A 15787-nucleotide genomic window follows, 5' to 3' on the forward strand; every position below is an offset into this window, starting at 1 on the left:
ACCTTAATTCTACAGAACCATTGTTCGATAGAACCTATAGTTTACCCCTACACCCGCTACACCTTTTTGTTTGGACTGGGGAACTAAGGTTACTTTGGTATGAGGTTACACTGGCATATGGAACCTAGAGCCTAAGGTTCAGTCTTGATTGTTAATCATGGTTGTTACCAACTACGACACCTTCCACCTACTGCCAATAGTCAGGCAGGGTGGACCGGAGTACACTAGTACGCATAAGAACACCCTCTCTAGGTTACCTTAGGTTACCCATAAGACTGCCCTTAGGTGTTTGCGATAAGTAACAATCATAATGGTTACCACCTAAAGACCAACATCGAAACTGAAGGTGACCTGGGTGTACTAGTAACCGTAAGACGAGACTAAGGTACTAAGGTACTAAGGTACTAAGGTACTAGAGGTTACCCTAGTATCTAACATGACCAACACCCTAGTAAGAACCTTAACTAAGGACATTATGGTTACCTATAGTTACTTTAGGGGGAGATGATGATGTTGTTGTTGTCGTCTTAATTGAGGCTGTCTGACATTGGTGAACCAAAGGTGCGGAGGTCAGTGTTTTCTAAATCGCGATTTAAGACTCACTGAAGCCTCTTTAGGGGGTGTTTGCTAGGCAAGTATGTCTCGACCATTCAACCCCGCTCAGTGACTCTCAAATCGCCGTTAAAAGGCATCCTAGATTGTGGGGATTAGGTGTGTTGTCGCTGACGCTTAATCATCTAAGCTGACGATAGGATAAGAACCACATTTCTTTATAAAAGTCAACCCCTTATCCGAATAAATTTCTCAAAACTGCAGTTAAATAACGACCTGCTTCATGTACCTATGAAGCCTCTCCAGAGACGACCCCTGGCCATAGGTTTGACCGATGCTGGATTTTGACCATCCACCTATCTCATCCATAACATCTGCAGGACAATCGACCTCGCGTAGCCTGTCCCTCATCGCGTGTCGAAAACCGTGAAGAACATACTGAGGCGGGATATGCTCCTTCATCCATTTGTTAAGACCATTGCTAGCAGAGTTACTGTTGGTGCTGGCTTGCTTGTTGTACCTCGGGAATAAGAAGGGCGTATTGTTTCGCAAAGAGGCTTCTACAGCCCTCCTAGCGGCCCATAGAGCCACTCCAACAAGAGGAACACGTCTCTTGCTTGTCTTTGTCTTAAGACGCCTGTTGTCGGTCTCTTGAACGATAACGTGAGGAACTTCAGCACTAAGGTCAACGTGGCTTCGCTCTAATCCAGCAGCCTCTCCAAGCCTGAGGCCAGTGTCGCTAATTAAGGCTATTAACCAACGCATATCATCATCAAACTTTTGGCACAGCACCTGTACCTGAGCGATGTGTTCGACTGGTATCGCTGGTCTCTCTTTTGGCTCTTGCTTCCTGTAACGAAGACCAGAAAAGGGGTTGTCTAGCTTTAGTGAATGCTCCTGATTAGCCAGATTAAAGACCGAATTTACAGAATCCATAGAGCGTTTGACGCTGGAAGTAGACAAAGGTGACTTGTTAAGTGCTTGGTCTGTCTCATCGTACAGCCAGTCTTTGAATTTTTGTGCATCTTGTCTGGTGTACTCAGACAAAGGCTTGTCGCCTAATACTGACAACAATCGCCTAATCGGTCGCTCGATGTGGTTAAGGTCATTCTTGGACTTACCATCACCATTCATCTGGTGATGAAGAGAAAGAGCATCTTCCCAATGCCAAGCCTTCCCATAGTTCAACTGAGTTAAAGCTTCTCTGATGATAGCAGTCTCTTCAGTCTCTTCTTTTGAGCCATGACGAACGTCATCTAGCTTACCCTCGTACAACTCAAGCATAAGGTCGATGGCTGTAAAGGGTGCCTCATGGTCAATCTTGCTCAAAGGCTTCTTGGCTTCCCCTGGCTCGAATCCATGGCTCTCAAGGAAGGCTGTTGCTCTTTGACGCAAGGTTAATGGAATAGAACGGTCATCAGGATTACGAAAATAAGCCCACAGCGTGTCTAATTGCTGTGTAATACGAATTGCCGCAGCCTCAGCCTTAGCAGCCTCATGTGTCTTTAGGGATTGAACGAAGAACGACAGTCCATCATGGTGACCTTTTAAGTCATCAGGGATGCGTCTTCTGTAATAATACCGACCAGACGGCTTTCGCAGAACATACTTCAAGTCGAGCCAAACTCGCATTTGTGATACCCTTGTGACACCTGTTATAACAAAATAACTGGCTAAACACTAGGGTTTCCGCGGTTTTGCTAAGGAGAATGGTGCGGCCGAGACACAGTGTTATGCCTTATCTATGCACCATCACTGACCTGAACATCAGCAATATTCACATATTATGTGTCACTGACTCACTGTCAACCGGCACGTAATCTTTCACAGTTTCTTTCACAGTGAATAGAAATCTTCGGTTAATGGAATGAAGGTGTATATGATAAGATAGATACATTCCTTATGAAGATTGCTGATGCAGTCTAGGTGATACAGATAAGTGTTATTCAGGGTTTAGATGAATATCACCTACACACCCACTTACCCTGTACTCAGTAGAAACTCAGATATCACTTAGCTGGTCACTTGCTCTGCACTGATAACGATAAGGATATATAGGTTTATTCCTTTACCTGAAGATTTTTGCATCTCTTTCCACCGTCTTAATTTCCTGATAGCATAATTGCAATCAAAACCAGTTTTCGGGAAATGGTTGGTTTATTTTGATTTTTTCTGAACACAAAAAACAAGGCGCTAAAATCGGTAGGGCTATCAAAAAAACTTTACTAAAGGGAATAGCTGCTTGCCCAACTAACAAAAAAAACAAGTTGCTGACTGCCGCCATAAATGACCCATATGTAAAGGGTTTTGTTATTTATATGTCAGCTATGTCGATAGATATGGTCTTTAAGGGAGCTTTGTGGAAGAAGAAAAAACGAATAGAGTTTCTTATTGAATGTTGGCAAGAGCTTGGCATTCCAATGAATAGCATTCATGAATTTTTAAGGGTGATAGGTGACCCAATTAAGGAGGGTATTTGGGATGAAGGCGGACAATACTCTAAGGGAAAAAATGATGCGGCACTCGTCCTTACTTCAGCATATGGAATTTTGAATCGTGAGGCATTTCAAACAGACATAATTGTAAAAGCTCAAAAAAGGGCAAACGACGTCATAGGAAATAATCCTGAAGTTTATTCTAACTCTTCCAAAGCAGCCACGCTGTCAGCAGCAGTTTGTGAAATCACCATAGAAAAACACCTGAAAAATCATTTCACCGACCTTTGAATAATATTTGGATGTTTGCGCCCCTTAAATCGCCACACGCAAGCTATCTATTACAAAAAATAACCAACCACACTAACCACTTATTTTATCATCATATCCATACTCTCCATTGCACCTGTAATGTTTGCTGTGCGTTTCTTTCCAACACTATGTTTTCAAATTCAACGCCTATTGCAAAACATACAAATACGAGCAACTCTCTCAAGAGGACTGTGGCGGTTGATGGCTTGAGATTGCTTTGAATGATTTCTTTCATGACCCCTACTTCCTTAGAACGTTGCAAACTAACTTCTGTCCGTTAGGGGCATCAATAGTGATCGCTGGCAAATCAGGGTTAGCAGGGCGGCAAGGTATCTCAACCCATCTGTACCCTTCTGCTAACTGCTTGTTGACTGCTTCATTGTAAGCAGCATTACACCCGCCAAGAGAGAGGAGTGCGGCTGCTAAAAGTATCTTGTTCATATTATAACCCTTAATTGACTGAGGGGTTTATATGCAAGGTATTTGTTCTCAATTTGTGGAGAATGTGGCGATTTTTGGCCCTGTAAGTGTCCATCAGACATGATTGACCAGATAGGTGGCTGGCTTGCTGTGCCAACAAACTGCAGTTTTGCAACATCAGCTTGTTTGTATTTTCGATATCCAGTTGATGGGTCAACCTCAGGATAAAATAGACCAATATTCGCGTAGTAGCGAACGGTCTTTGTCGTTAAACTTGACTTTTTGGCTGCTTGACCAATTTTCATAAGTCAACTCTCCTTACTGTATTGACTTTACCCTTAGGGGAAGCCTTATCGATTAAAAAAAGGAGACGGGTATGGCTATTGCTATTGCTATTAGTGCACTAAATATCCACTGGCAGTGCAAGCATACTTGGAGACGAGCAAGTTACAATACAAGCTGGTGTCTATTAGGATGTTCAATTGGAGATATGGGTACGATATTGTATTTCCAAGTCACTGGAATTGAGTGGCCAGTGCTTTGGATAATGTCACTGGCAATATTCAATGGTTTGCTGACATCAATAATTCTTGAAACAATTATTCTAGCGCGACAAATGGTGTTGCAATTAGCGTTTAAAACTGCCTTGGGGATGTCATTGATATCAATGGTTTCAATGGAAGCAGCGATGAACTTAACAGACTTCCTTCTCACCGGCGGGGCCATGCTCACTTGGTGGGCAGTGCCTTTGATGTTGGTCGCTGGGTTTGTAACTCCATTACCGTATAATTACTGGCGTTTAAAGGCGTTAGGCAAGGCGTGTCACTAAAAACATAGGAGCAGTTGAGCCATGAAAGCCTCAATCTTTGTATTCAACACTGTTTTAGGGTGTGTATTTGCATCGAATGTTGCAATTGCTGGCGTGGTGGAGTTGCGTCCAAATGACCCTGTTTACGTTAAGCTAGGTAAAAATATCTATGTGGATCAATGTGCAAGTTGCCATGGTGTAAACCTTGAGGGCCAAGAAGGTTGGCGTGACAAAATGGTTGATGGGATGAGATTAGCTCCCCCCATGATCGCTCAGGGCATACATGGCATCATCCTGATGAATTGTTGTTTAACCTTACTAAATATGGGTTTGAAGCAATGATAGGCAGCAAATACAAAGTTAGTATGCCTGTTTATGAGGGTGTACTCAAAGACGATGAAATAATTGCTGCTTTGTCTTATATCAAATCCAGATGGCCCGCGGACATTGTTGAAATCCATAACAAGGTAAATGCTGATTATAAGCTGAACAAGGAAATGGAGAAAAAAGCGGGATCATGAACTTGATATAGCGGCGCCTTGAACGCTCTCACCAGTGTTTTTGGTTGGTACGATTGTTTTGTTTGCAAAGGGAGAGTTGAAATGGTCACAAAAAGTTTAAAAGTAATTATTGTTTTCAATTTCTTAACCGTTAGTGCTGCGTTAGCTCACAGCGATGTCAAAGACAAAGATGTGATGGCAAGAATGAAGTTGATGTCTTTGATGGCTGATAATATGAAAGTGATTGGTATGATGCTCAAACAGAAGATTCCTTTTGAGCAAGAAAAAGCAGTCAACGCGATTAAAGAAATTTCACGTTTGGCGACTGAAACGCCTGGTGCCTTTAAAAAGAATGCTACTGATCCTAAATCAGAGGCTAAGCCCAACATCTGGGCAGAGTTTGATAATTTCACTGAGATTTCACTGAAATTAGCGACAGATGCAAATAGTCTGGCCGCCTCTTTTCAAAGCTTCGAAAATTTAAAACCTGCTTTGGGGCAGTTGTCCAAGTCTTGCAAAACTTGCCATACAAGCTACCGAGAAAAGAAATAAAATTGGGTGTTATTTTTCGATCTTACAGAACGCAAGTCTATTTCATCTCCGGCATTATTATATGCCTGATCTTTTTTCTTTACGCGTTGGCACAGCCCGGTCAGAAAATCAAAACTAGTGTTTTGAACCTGACTGGAAGCAAAGCCAGTGGCGAATACATCTTTGCTGCAGCCGGTTGTAATAGTTGCCACCTGGGCCAAAGCAAAGATCAAAAATTGTATTTAGGTGGTGGTGAGCAATTTGTGACGCCATTTGGCACCTTCTACGCGCCTAATGTCTCGATGAGCAAAACTCATGGAATTGGCGGGTGGTCATTTGGCGATTTTTATACCGCATTAAAATTTGGTCAAAGCCCGCAGAATAACCATTATTACCCAGCTTTCCCATTCACCTCATATTCCAAAATGACTAATCAGGATATTGCTGACCTTTGGGAGTATTGGAAAACACTGCCGAGCGTCGAAACGCCGAGCAAAGATCATGAGTTGGATTTTCCTTTCAACATTCGAATGAGTGTTGGTATCTGGAAAAAACTATTCTTCGATTCCTCATTTATTGCAAACCCGCATGAGCGAGGTACATATTTGGTTGAGGCACTTGGCCATTGCGCAGAGTGTCACTCACCGCGAGATGTTTTTGGAGCCTCGATAAGAAGCCAGTGGATGAAAGGAGCAAAGAATCCGAGTGGTAAGGGTAGGATCCCTAGCATTCACCCCAATGATTTGAAATGGACCGTTGAAGAGGTTTCTGAATATTTACTCTCAGGTATGACGCCTGATTTTGATGTTGCCGGGGGTAAGATGGCAGCAGTAATTGATAACACAGCAAAACTTACTACAGAAGATAGAAATCTTATTGCGAAATATCTGAAAATGCTCGATGAAAAAATAGTGGAATGAATACCACTGTGAAATATCTGCTTATGCTTTGCATTGGAGCCGCTGCAGCTTTTGCATTCATGTGCTTTAAATTCAACAATCACAATTATTTTACGAAGCACCATTCGCATCATGGTAATCAGGCGTCACAAAAAGAAGCTCGCTCGAGCCAGCACCAACATGATGAGATAAACATGCCAGGGTTGCAGGGCGAAGACATTGCTGAACAAGAGATAGACGATCTTAAGAAAATATTTCGCTCTCACGAAGGCATAGTAAGATCGGTTGAGAAATTACCAAACGGTATCATCACAATAACTGAAGCTCAGGATGTTGAATTACGCGACGCAATCGTATCTCATGTTTCAATAATGGTTACACGTCTTCAAGAGGGAAAAACCCAGCCGTTATCATACAATCGCCAACATTGGACGCATTGTTTGGTGTTTATGAGAAGATTGATGCGGAGATTGAAAAGACCGGCAAGGGTGTAAAAGTAACCCAGACTTCTTCGAACGCGGCTGTTGTAAACCTGCTCAAAAAACATGCGGTAGAAGTTACTGATATGACTTAGAGAGGAATGACAGCTGTTCATGAGCGGATGAAAGGTGGTCGCCATTGACGGCTGATTTTGCTCGAGATGGTCAACAAAGTTCTGCTTTTTCAACTCGTTGCTTGCGTGGTATCTTCAAACTGGACTTGATAATGTATCATCATTCCAAATAGAATTTGGTAAAAATTGATCCTCAACAATATCTAATGGGCATTCTTGCCTGTGTTTGGCTATCAGTAGCTTATCTGCCTCAAAAGGGCAGTTTGCTCCAACACGCTAATTGAGTGTCCGAAAATCTATTTCTTCATAACTAGATTTGTCACTACCTTCCGGGTTAGTGATCTTCCGGATCAATGCCAGCGCATCACCATCGGGAGGTGCGATTATTCATCTTTCTGGATTTGGCCAAGCGGATTATACGGCAAAATCAGACGCCCAAAACAAATCGTCAAACCCCTAGTCGCGGAAATTTTCATATTGCAGCGGCAGATCAATATCCAAGGCCTTAATCATCGCCATTGTTGCCTGCAAATCATCACGTTTTTTGCCGGAAACACGAATTTCCTCGCCTTGGATCGCGGCTTGTGTTTTCAGCTTGGCACCTTTGATGGCTTTGACAATTTTCTGCGCGACTTCGCGATGCACGCCCTGCCGCACTTGCACCGTCTGCCGAACGCTGTTGCCGCCAGCCTGTTCGGGCTTTTCAAATTCCAAGGCCTTGGTGTCAACGCCTTTACGGGTAAGATGGGTGACGATCAATTCTTCAACCTGACGGCGCTTTAATTCGTCATCGGCCTTGATCAGGATGGCGTCTTCAGTTCGCGAGACTTCGCAATGGCTGCCCTTGAAATCATAGCGCACATCCATTTCCTTGGTGACGCCAGCAAGCGCGTTATCAACCGCGGTTGTGTCAATTTTACTGACAATGTCAAAACTTGGCATTTTGCAAACCCTCTTTTGAGACAAATACTCGCACAATCATATCAAAAGTGGAAAAAAGGGCAATCAAATGCCCCGTTGATCGAATGTGCCTTTGATCAAAAATGCTATCTTTGCCTAGCAGTAACGCTCGGGGCCAACCCATTGCGCATCGGCATAACGGTCGCCATGCGCCCAACCAATTGGCAAAGCTGCCTCAATGCGATCCATATCATCAGATGACAATGCTTTTGTCGCGCCGTCACAATGTTCGCGAAGATGATCAACCGATCTTGTTCCCGGAATTGGCAGGATATGCGGCGCTTTATGCAGTAGCCATGCAATCGCAAGCGCCGCCGCGCTCATCCCCATTTCGGCGGCCAGTGCGCGGAAACGCGCTACAGCTTCGATATTGGCGGTCAGATTTGGTTCGACAAATCGCGGGTTTGATTTCAACCAGCCACTTGCCACCGCCGTGGCGCGCGAATGCGGCTTGTCGGTCAGCAATGACCGGCCCAATGGCGAAAAGGCCACCAATGACACGTCAAGCGCAGACGTTGCCTGTACCAATCCCATTTCCGGGCTACGAACCGATAGCGAATATTCGGATTGAACGGCGGCGATTTCGTGAATGGCGGCGGCCCGATACAGCGATGTTGGGGCGATTTCGGAAAACCCAAAACCGCCAATCTTGCCGGCCTTGACCATTGCCGCCAGCGTTTCGGTCACTTCTTCAATCGGTGTTTCACTGTCGCGGCGGTGAATATAGTAAAGATCGACATAATCCAGTCCCAGCCGCGCAAGCGAGGCGTCAAGTTCGGCCTGAAGATAGGCAGGGCTATTGTCGAAATAGCGGCGTCCTGTTTCCTTATCAACGGCGATGCCCGCCTTGGTGGCAATATGAAAAAGCTTGGTCTTTTGCGCGCCCTGCTTGGCCAGAAAGAGGCCAATTACACTTTCGCTCAACCCGCCGCCATAAACATTGGCGGTGTCGATGTGATTGACCCCGAGATCAAGCGCATGGGTCAAAACCGCATGTGATTCCGCTTCGGATGTTGCGCCGTAAAAATCGGTAAAAGACATAGCGCCAATGCCAATAGCGGATAACTTAGGGCCTGATTTGCCGAGCTTTCTTTGATGCATGAAATCTCCTGAAATAAGCTTGGATCGCGGCGTGGTCTTGATCTGATTTGGCGGCGGCATGGATCGCCAAAGGCGCTATCGTCTGCCGTTCCATGATAGGAGCCCCAGTATTTCATGCCAGCAATCCCGCTTCAAGTGATAACTGCCCTTGGATGATGACGGGGAAAGATTGATAGACAGATGTTGGTGAGGTGAACAGTCATTGTCATGGCGGGCTTGTTGGGCCACAGTGACAAGATGGTTTATTCGAATTGGGCGAGGTCCCAAGTCGTCACGATAGAATGAGGTTGTTATGAAAAACAGCATTAACCTGACAGCAGCGGACGGACATTCGTTCAAGGCTTATCTTGCCACACCTGCCGGAACGCCAAAGGCTGCGGTGGTTGTCATTCAGGAAATTTTTGGGGTGAATGCCCATATTAAAGAGGTTGCTGACCGGTTTGCGGCGGCTGGATATCTTGCCATTGCGCCTGCGCTGTTTGACCGGATTGCGCCCGATATCACGCTTGCCTATGATGATGGTGTTGCCGAAGGGCGTGGCCTGAAAGAACAGGCAGATGCAAATAGCGAATTTGATGTCAAGGCGGCGATTGACCATGTGGCATCTGCTGGGGCGGTTGGTGTTGTTGGTTTTTGCTGGGGTGGGTCACTTGCATGGCGCATGGCCTGTGACAAAACAAGCGGCCTTGCTGCGGCGATTAGCTATTATGGCGGTGAATTGCCATCGCTTGCAGGGCGTGATGCGGCCTATCCGGTCATGGCGCATTTTGGCATTCATGACGCCTCAATCCCCGAAGCGGGCGCGCGCAGCTTTGCCGCGGCGCAGCCCTCGGTTGAAACGCATTTTTATGATGCTGGACACGGTTTTAACTGCGATCATCGCGGCCAGTATGATGCCGATGCAGCAGCGCTGGCTTGGGGGCGGAGCATGGCGTTTTTGGAAACCCATTTGGCCTGATAATGGCAAGGGATGAAACGTCAAATATCAAAGATTGCCAATTTGATTAGCCCCTTGCAAAGGTGGTGATTCCTTGTCAGGTTTGAATGGTGAATTCAACGGAGATGGTAATGACAATTTTTAAAAGAATTTCAATTATGATCGGCCTGTTGCTAGTGACGACAACGATGGCATTTGCCGATGTGAAAACGCATAAAACTGCGTTTCATGTTGATGAGAGTGATCCAAAAGTCATGAATATGGCACTGAACAATGTGCAGAATGTCTCAAATTACTATGCTGGCAAGGGCGAAAAAGTCATTATTGAGCTTGTTGCCTATGGGCCGGGGATGAATATGTTTGTCAAAGGCAAAAGCCCGGATGAAGAGCGGATTTCGGTTATGTCGATGTCGATTGATGATCTGCAATTTTCAGCATGCGGCAATACGCATCGCAAGATGAGCGAAAAGGCTGGCAAGGATGTTGCGCTGATTGACGGTGTTGGCATAGTGCCATCGGGGGTTGTTCGGTTGGTCGAATTGCAGGAACAGGGCTATGCCTATGTCCGGCCGTAATCGGTAGGGCTGATCTTTGATGGCTGAACAAAATACAAGGCCTCGCCCTAAAGGGCGCGAGGCCTATCGCCATTTCACCGCCTTTGCCACGCGCTGGCGTGACAATGATCAATATGGGCACATGAATAATGCGGTCTATTACGAATTATTTGACTCGGCGGTCAATAAATTCCTGATTGATTCAGGTATCTTGGCGCTTGCCGGAGATAAAACCCAGTTTCTGGTGGCGTCATCGGGCTGCGATTATTTTACCGATGTGGCCTATCCATGTGATGTTGATGTTGGGCTTGCGGTGCGCCGCATTGGCAAAAGCTCGGTTACTTATGATGTTGGCCTGTTTCTGGCCGATGCTGATATCACCGCGGCAACGGGTGTTTTTGTGCATGTGAATGTTGCCACTGCTGACCAGCGTCCGCTGGCGATTGACGCGCCCACCCGCGCAAAATGCGCCGCCTTGATGATTGAAGGTCAATAAGGCAAGGTGAACAAGCGGTTGCTTCCCATGTGGTTGCTTGCGGTCAGTTCAATCGCTATTCCAACCCTTCGATAATCCGGATTTCGCGAACAGCGCCGTCACCAAGTGCCTCGAGTGCTGCGCCATAACCTTGGCTGTCATGCGCTTTAATGGCGGCGTCAAGACTTGGAAAGACACTTAGAACGGTGCGCTCGGCAATGCCTGCTTCATAAACCGCTTGGGCAACGCCGCGCGCCAGATATTGCCCACCGCAGGCTTCAACCGCTGGTCCTGCCAGCTTGGCATAGGCTTCGACTTTGCTGATGTCAGAAATGCTGTGATAGGTTGTGATCCAATAGGCCTTTGGCATTTGACACTCCTGTTAACGCTAAAATTCTAATGATTTAGGCGGGGGTTTCGCCAATGACTGTGCAACGTTCCATATAGCGTGGTTCATCATCGGGATAATCCATAACGGCAAAATGCATCAAGGAACGATTATCCCAAATCAACAAATCACCCTCATTCCACCTGTGCCGGTATAAAAATTGTGGCTGGATTGAATGTTGATACAGAAAATCAAGAATGGCCTGGCTTTCAGCAGCATCAAGCCCGTCAATATGCGAGGTAAAACCCGGATTCACAAATAGGCTTTTGCTGTTATTTTCAGGCTTGGTGCGAACCAGAGGGTGGCGCGCGCGATTGGCGCCATCCATATCATTTTCGGCAATGACCGGCTTGGCATATTGGGTGCGGGCTGCCACTTCAAAATCATGCCATGCGTAAAGTGGGTCAAGGATTGCCTTCATGCCATCACTTAAAGCTTCATAGGCAGCAGCCTGATCGGCAAAGATTGTATCACCTCCCACTGGCGGGATGGTTTTGGCATGAAGCAAAGATGCTTGGGCTGGGCGGTCACGAAATGACACATCCGAATGCCAGTAAGTGCCAGCCCCTTTTCGCCCTTTGGGTTTACCATCTGTACTCACCTGATTTGATACACGGTAAATTTCCGGATGATCGGGATGGATATAGCGGCTAACCGTGTCTTGCAGCGGGCTTTCATTTGGATCGCCGAATAAGGGGCCGAAATGCCGCGACAAGGCAATATGCTGTTCGCTTGATAGGGTTTGATTATGGATCACCATCAGGCCGCCAGCGTCAACCCACGCCCCAACCAGATCTTGTGCCAAATTGTCACTAAAGCCCGAAGCCAGATCAAGGCCGAATATCTCGGCACCAAAACCTTGCGTTAACGGCCTGATTTCATAATCCATAATAGATACCCCATTTACAAAAAGGCCGCTGATGTGGCGGTTCAATTGACGGTTTTATTCGGCAGCTTCGACAATGCGAATTTCACGGATTGCACCGCCATCAAGCGCATCAAGCGCCGCGCCATAGGCAGCGCCATCATGTGTGCTGATTGCCGCATCAAGCGAGTCAAATTCAATCAAAACCGTACGTTCAAGAACGCCAGCCTCATAGACTTTTGCCGGTGTGCCACGAGCCAGAAACCGGCCACCACCAGCCGAAATAGCCGGCCCAGCCAAGGCCGCATAGGCGGCTAGTTTTGTGTCATCAATGACTTTTTGATAAGTGCTAATCCAATAAGCTTTGCGCATTTTACATTCCGTTTTGCCCGCAGTCGTTAAAAAGCCAAATTCTGGGTTTTGCGGGATCGAAACCAGATCTGGATCAAAAAAGAACATCCCTGTTACCAAGGTGTTCAGTGAAGATGAAAAAAGTCTGGCAGGCGATTTGGCGAATTACAACTGGAAAATATTTGCCTGCCCTGCGGTTTTTGATACTATATATTTCTAATAGCTGATGCGATCAGTCGTTTCTTTTGCGCGTGCCGATGGTGTGACCTTGCAAGCTAGTACCATGATTTTTAATTTCATTTCGATTTGAGGAAAGTAAGACTTAAAAAATGCCACCCGATCCCCAATCAAGCCAGATTATTCCTCATGTTGAAGGCTTTTTTCACGCGGCAAGCAACACCATCAGCTATGTGGTAAAAGACCCGCAAAGCAATGCCTGTGCGATCATTGACAGCGTTCTTGATCTTGATTACGCCGCTGGCAAAATTGCCTATACGCATGCCGATATGATCATTGATTATGTTGAAAAACATCAATTATCGGTTGAATGGCTTATCGAAACGCATGTTCATGCTGATCATTTATCGGCTGCCCCTTATATCCAGCAGGAACACGGTGGAAAAATCGGCATTGCAAAACAAATTGTCGAGGTGCAGGAAGTCTTTGGCAAAATGTTCAATGCTGGTACCGAATTCCAGCGTGATGGCAGCCAGTTTGATGTTTTGTTCCAAGATGGAAGTCGCTATTTGATCGGCGAAATGCCGGCCTATGTGATGCATACTCCCGGCCATACCCCTGCTTGTATGACGCATGTGATTGGCGATGCCATTTTTGTTGGTGATACGCTATTCATGCCTGATGGCGGCACTGCACGCGCCGATTTCCCGGGTGGTGATGCCGCCCAGTTATATCAGTCCATTCAGAAGATTTTGGCACTAGATGACGCAATGCGGATTTTTGTCTGCCATGATTATGGCCCTGACGGACGTTCTATTGCTTGGCAAACAACGGTTGCCGAAGAACGCGCCAAAAATATTCATATTGGCAAAGGCGCAAGCGAGGCCGATTTCGTGGCAATGCGGTTGAAACGTGATGCGACGCTTGCCATGCCAACCCTGATTATGCCGTCAATTCAGGTGAATATGCGGGCAGGCCATATGCCCGCTGCCGAGCCGGATGGCGATACCTATCTAAAGGTTCCTATTTCGGGATTAAAATCCAAAAAATCTTCTTAATTTTACTGGTTCTGACGTGATTGGCTGGCCAAGGTCGCGCCATCAAGATCAATCAGAAAGATTATTGTTACCAAAGGAAAATCGATGACGATTGCATGGGCAAGTTTTACCCCGATTAGCGCCTTTCTGGGCGGCTGTTTAATCGGGCTGGCAGCATTACTGCTGATGGTGTTTCAAGGCCGCATTATGGGCGTTAGCGGCATTATTGGTGGGCTGCTCGGAACCGCATCACCGGCCGAGCGGGGCTGGCGATTGGCGTTTTTGCTAGGTGCGGTGGCTGGCCCGATTATCTGGCAGATGATTACCAAAGCACCCATCATCTGGCAGGCGGTTGCCAGCGGGCCACAATTCTATATCGCAGCCTTTTTGGTTGGGCTTGGCACGGCAATCGGGTCGGGCTGTACATCGGGACATGGCATTTCCGGCCTTGCCCGACTTTCGCCACGGTCATTGATTGCGGTGATGACCTTTATGACAAGCGCGGTGGCAACTGTTGCCATCGTCAATTATATTTAGCGGCGGAGACAGATCATGACACGCTTGATAACAGCTTTGATCATCGGCACGATTTTTGGTACCGGCCTTGCCATTGCTGGCATGTTGAATCCCATTAAGGTTGTTGGGTTTCTTGATATTTTTGGGGATTGGGATCCGTCATTGGCATTTGTGATGGGAGGCGGTGTTTTGGTGAATGCTATTGGCCACCGCCTTGTGATGAAACGCAAAGCGCCAGTTCAATGCGCCACATTTTCAATGCCAACCTCAACCAATATTGACAAGCCATTGGTGATTGGCAGTGCCATTTTTGGGGTGGGTTGGGGACTTGCTGGTCTGTGTCCAGGGCCGGTGGTGGCAAGCCTACTTTTGAATGGCCAAGCTATGCTGCCGTTTTTTGGTCTTATGATCGCGGGCCTTCTGGTTGGCCGAATTGTGATGCGCCGCCTGACTTAGTCTGCTAGCCATTTAAGGGCGCTAAACTTGTTGAAGGACGGATAATGGATATCGATTTTGACGCCCCGCTTGATTATTTACCGCGGATCAAAAGCTATTATGTCGGTCTTGGCTATGGCAAACCCTATGAATGGGCCAAGCTTGATGATGTGCCGTTTGCCAATTTGCAAAAACCACTTTCGGCGGCGCGCATTGGCATTGTCACAACAGCGTCGCTTTTCAATCCGGCAAATGGCGAGCAGGGGCCGGGTGCGCCCTATAATGGCAAGGCCAAATTTTTCACCAGCTATGCCGAACCGATCGCCCCTTTTCCCGATGTAAGAGTGGCGCATATTGCCATTGATCGGGCGCATACAACCGCAAGCGATACGGCAAGCTATTTCCCGCTTGCTGCATTATTGCGGCTTGCCGATGCCAGATATATCGGATCGGTATCACCAAATTTCTATGGATTGCCAACCAATCGTTCGCAGCGCGTCACCACCCAAACCGATTGCCCAAAATTATTATCCTTATGTCAGGCTGATGCGGTCGATGCGGTTGTTATGGTGCCAAATTGCCCGGTATGCCATCAATCAACGGCTTTGGCGGCGGCGCATCTTGAAGCGGCGGGCATTGCAACGGTGATCATGGGCTGTGCGCGTGATATCATTGCCTATGTTGGTGCACCGCGCCTTTTGTTTAATGATCTACCGCTTGGTAATGGCGCGGGTCTACCGCATGACCAGCCTTCGCAGGATCTTGCCGCGAAATTGGCGGTTGATTTGCTGGTTGATGCAACCGCGCCGCGTACGATCAAGCAGTCACCGCTTCAATGGACGGGGGCGGCTAACTGGAAAAAAGATTATTCCAATATTGCGCTTTTATCAAAGGCTGAGATTGCCCGTTTGCGTGCCGAATTTGACGCTGTCAAACAAGATGCTGCAAAATTGAAAAAGGCGCTTTAATCCAAAGAGGTGG

Annotated in this window: 21 protein-coding genes; 13 read left to right on the plus strand and 8 right to left on the minus strand. The window is 46.8% G+C overall.

Annotated elements, in window-relative coordinates; genetic code table 11:
• Nucleotides 1–816: 816 nt before the first annotated feature.
• Complete coding sequence (locus ABXT40_RS03600; protein ID WP_443646473.1) at nucleotides 817–2184, minus strand: DUF6538 domain-containing protein; 1368 nt, start codon at nucleotides 2182–2184, stop codon at nucleotides 817–819.
• Between the two features lie 530 nt (nucleotides 2185–2714).
• Here ABXT40_RS03600 and ABXT40_RS03605 point away from each other — a divergent pair.
• Nucleotides 2715–3278 carry a hypothetical protein gene (locus ABXT40_RS03605; protein WP_443646474.1) on the plus strand — a complete coding sequence of 188 codons (564 nt, stop codon included), beginning with the start codon at nucleotides 2715–2717 and terminating at the stop codon, nucleotides 3276–3278.
• A gap of 91 nt (nucleotides 3279–3369) precedes the next feature.
• On the opposite strand, the gene ABXT40_RS03610 is transcribed toward ABXT40_RS03605, so the two are convergent.
• Together ABXT40_RS03610 and ABXT40_RS03615 are read right to left on the minus strand one after the other, a co-directional pair.
• Complete coding sequence (locus ABXT40_RS03610) at nucleotides 3370–3534, minus strand: hypothetical protein (protein ID WP_443646475.1); 165 nt, start codon at nucleotides 3532–3534, stop codon at nucleotides 3370–3372.
• 202 nt (nucleotides 3535–3736) lie between these two features.
• Complete coding sequence (locus tag ABXT40_RS03615; RefSeq protein ID WP_443646476.1) at nucleotides 3737–4024, minus strand: MerR family transcriptional regulator; 288 nt, start codon at nucleotides 4022–4024, stop codon at nucleotides 3737–3739.
• Nucleotides 4025–4095: 71 nt separating this feature from the next.
• Between ABXT40_RS03615 and ABXT40_RS03620 the strand changes: the two genes are divergently transcribed.
• From ABXT40_RS03620 to ABXT40_RS03640, 5 genes are all read left to right on the plus strand, one after another.
• Complete coding sequence (locus ABXT40_RS03620) at nucleotides 4096–4548, plus strand: DUF4396 domain-containing protein (protein WP_443646477.1); 453 nt, start codon at nucleotides 4096–4098, stop codon at nucleotides 4546–4548.
• A 21-nt stretch (nucleotides 4549–4569) separates the two neighbouring features.
• Nucleotides 4570–4869, plus strand: a complete 300-nt coding sequence (locus ABXT40_RS03625; RefSeq protein ID WP_443646478.1) for a c-type cytochrome — start codon at nucleotides 4570–4572, stop codon at nucleotides 4867–4869.
• Nucleotides 4870–5129: 260 nt separating this feature from the next.
• Nucleotides 5130–5579: a c-type cytochrome gene (locus ABXT40_RS03630; protein ID WP_443646479.1), complete on the plus strand. Its 450-nt coding sequence runs from the start codon at nucleotides 5130–5132 to the stop codon at nucleotides 5577–5579.
• Nucleotides 5580–5581: 2 nt separating this feature from the next.
• The gene (locus tag ABXT40_RS03635) at nucleotides 5582–6478 is read left to right on the plus strand and encodes a cytochrome c (protein WP_443646480.1); all 897 of its coding nucleotides are present in this window, start codon (nucleotides 5582–5584) and stop codon (nucleotides 6476–6478) included.
• Nucleotides 6479–6486: 8 nt separating this feature from the next.
• A complete protein-coding gene (locus tag ABXT40_RS03640) occupies nucleotides 6487–6951 on the plus strand; it encodes a hypothetical protein (RefSeq protein WP_443646481.1) in 465 nt (154 codons plus the stop codon).
• Between the two features lie 515 nt (nucleotides 6952–7466).
• Here the strand turns inward: ABXT40_RS03640 and ABXT40_RS03645 are convergent.
• Nucleotides 7467–7952: a YajQ family cyclic di-GMP-binding protein gene (locus ABXT40_RS03645; RefSeq protein WP_443646482.1), complete on the minus strand. Its 486-nt coding sequence runs from the start codon at nucleotides 7950–7952 to the stop codon at nucleotides 7467–7469.
• A 114-nt stretch (nucleotides 7953–8066) separates the two neighbouring features.
• A complete protein-coding gene (locus ABXT40_RS03650; RefSeq protein WP_443646483.1) occupies nucleotides 8067–9071 on the minus strand; it encodes an aldo/keto reductase in 1005 nt (334 codons plus the stop codon).
• A gap of 292 nt (nucleotides 9072–9363) precedes the next feature.
• Between ABXT40_RS03650 and ABXT40_RS03655 the strand changes: the two genes are divergently transcribed.
• From ABXT40_RS03655 to ABXT40_RS03665, 3 genes are all read left to right on the plus strand, one after another.
• Nucleotides 9364–10029 (plus strand): dienelactone hydrolase family protein, encoded by a 666-nt coding sequence (locus tag ABXT40_RS03655; protein ID WP_443646484.1) that lies wholly within the window; start codon nucleotides 9364–9366, stop codon nucleotides 10027–10029.
• A 110-nt stretch (nucleotides 10030–10139) separates the two neighbouring features.
• The gene (locus tag ABXT40_RS03660; protein ID WP_443646485.1) at nucleotides 10140–10583 is read left to right on the plus strand and encodes a DsrE family protein; all 444 of its coding nucleotides are present in this window, start codon (nucleotides 10140–10142) and stop codon (nucleotides 10581–10583) included.
• A 19-nt stretch (nucleotides 10584–10602) separates the two neighbouring features.
• A complete protein-coding gene (locus ABXT40_RS03665; RefSeq protein ID WP_443646486.1) occupies nucleotides 10603–11058 on the plus strand; it encodes an acyl-CoA thioesterase in 456 nt (151 codons plus the stop codon).
• Nucleotides 11059–11113: 55 nt separating this feature from the next.
• Here the strand turns inward: ABXT40_RS03665 and ABXT40_RS03670 are convergent, their stop codons facing one another.
• Genes ABXT40_RS03670 through ABXT40_RS03680 form a run of 3 tightly spaced genes read right to left on the minus strand, consistent with a single transcriptional unit; the run spans nucleotide 11114 to nucleotide 12662 of the window.
• Nucleotides 11114–11407, minus strand: coding sequence for a DUF1330 domain-containing protein (locus ABXT40_RS03670; protein WP_443646487.1), 294 nt, complete (start codon nucleotides 11405–11407; stop codon nucleotides 11114–11116).
• A 34-nt stretch (nucleotides 11408–11441) separates the two neighbouring features.
• Complete coding sequence (locus ABXT40_RS03675; RefSeq protein ID WP_443646488.1) at nucleotides 11442–12314, minus strand: TauD/TfdA dioxygenase family protein; 873 nt, start codon at nucleotides 12312–12314, stop codon at nucleotides 11442–11444.
• 54 nt (nucleotides 12315–12368) lie between these two features.
• On the minus strand, nucleotides 12369–12662 hold the full coding sequence (locus ABXT40_RS03680; RefSeq protein WP_443646489.1) for a DUF1330 domain-containing protein: 294 nt from the start codon (nucleotides 12660–12662) through the stop codon (nucleotides 12369–12371).
• Between the two features lie 308 nt (nucleotides 12663–12970).
• Between ABXT40_RS03680 and ABXT40_RS03685 the strand changes: the two genes are divergently transcribed.
• The 4 genes from ABXT40_RS03685 (at nucleotide 12971) to ABXT40_RS03700 (ending at nucleotide 15774) form a co-directional block, all read left to right on the plus strand.
• Nucleotides 12971–13876: an MBL fold metallo-hydrolase gene (locus ABXT40_RS03685; RefSeq protein WP_443646490.1), complete on the plus strand. Its 906-nt coding sequence runs from the start codon at nucleotides 12971–12973 to the stop codon at nucleotides 13874–13876.
• A gap of 84 nt (nucleotides 13877–13960) precedes the next feature.
• A complete protein-coding gene (locus tag ABXT40_RS03690) occupies nucleotides 13961–14392 on the plus strand; it encodes a YeeE/YedE family protein (RefSeq protein WP_443646491.1) in 432 nt (143 codons plus the stop codon).
• 15 nt (nucleotides 14393–14407) lie between these two features.
• Nucleotides 14408–14827 (plus strand): DUF6691 family protein, encoded by a 420-nt coding sequence (locus tag ABXT40_RS03695; RefSeq protein ID WP_443646492.1) that lies wholly within the window; start codon nucleotides 14408–14410, stop codon nucleotides 14825–14827.
• 44 nt (nucleotides 14828–14871) lie between these two features.
• Nucleotides 14872–15774, plus strand: coding sequence for a glycine reductase (locus ABXT40_RS03700; protein WP_443646493.1), 903 nt, complete (start codon nucleotides 14872–14874; stop codon nucleotides 15772–15774).
• Nucleotides 15775–15787 lie beyond the last annotated feature (13 nt).

This window comes from Candidatus Ponderosibacter sp. Uisw_141_02, assembly GCF_048087665.1.
In the GTDB taxonomy this organism is placed as follows: Bacteria; Pseudomonadota; Alphaproteobacteria; order Puniceispirillales; family Puniceispirillaceae; genus UBA3439.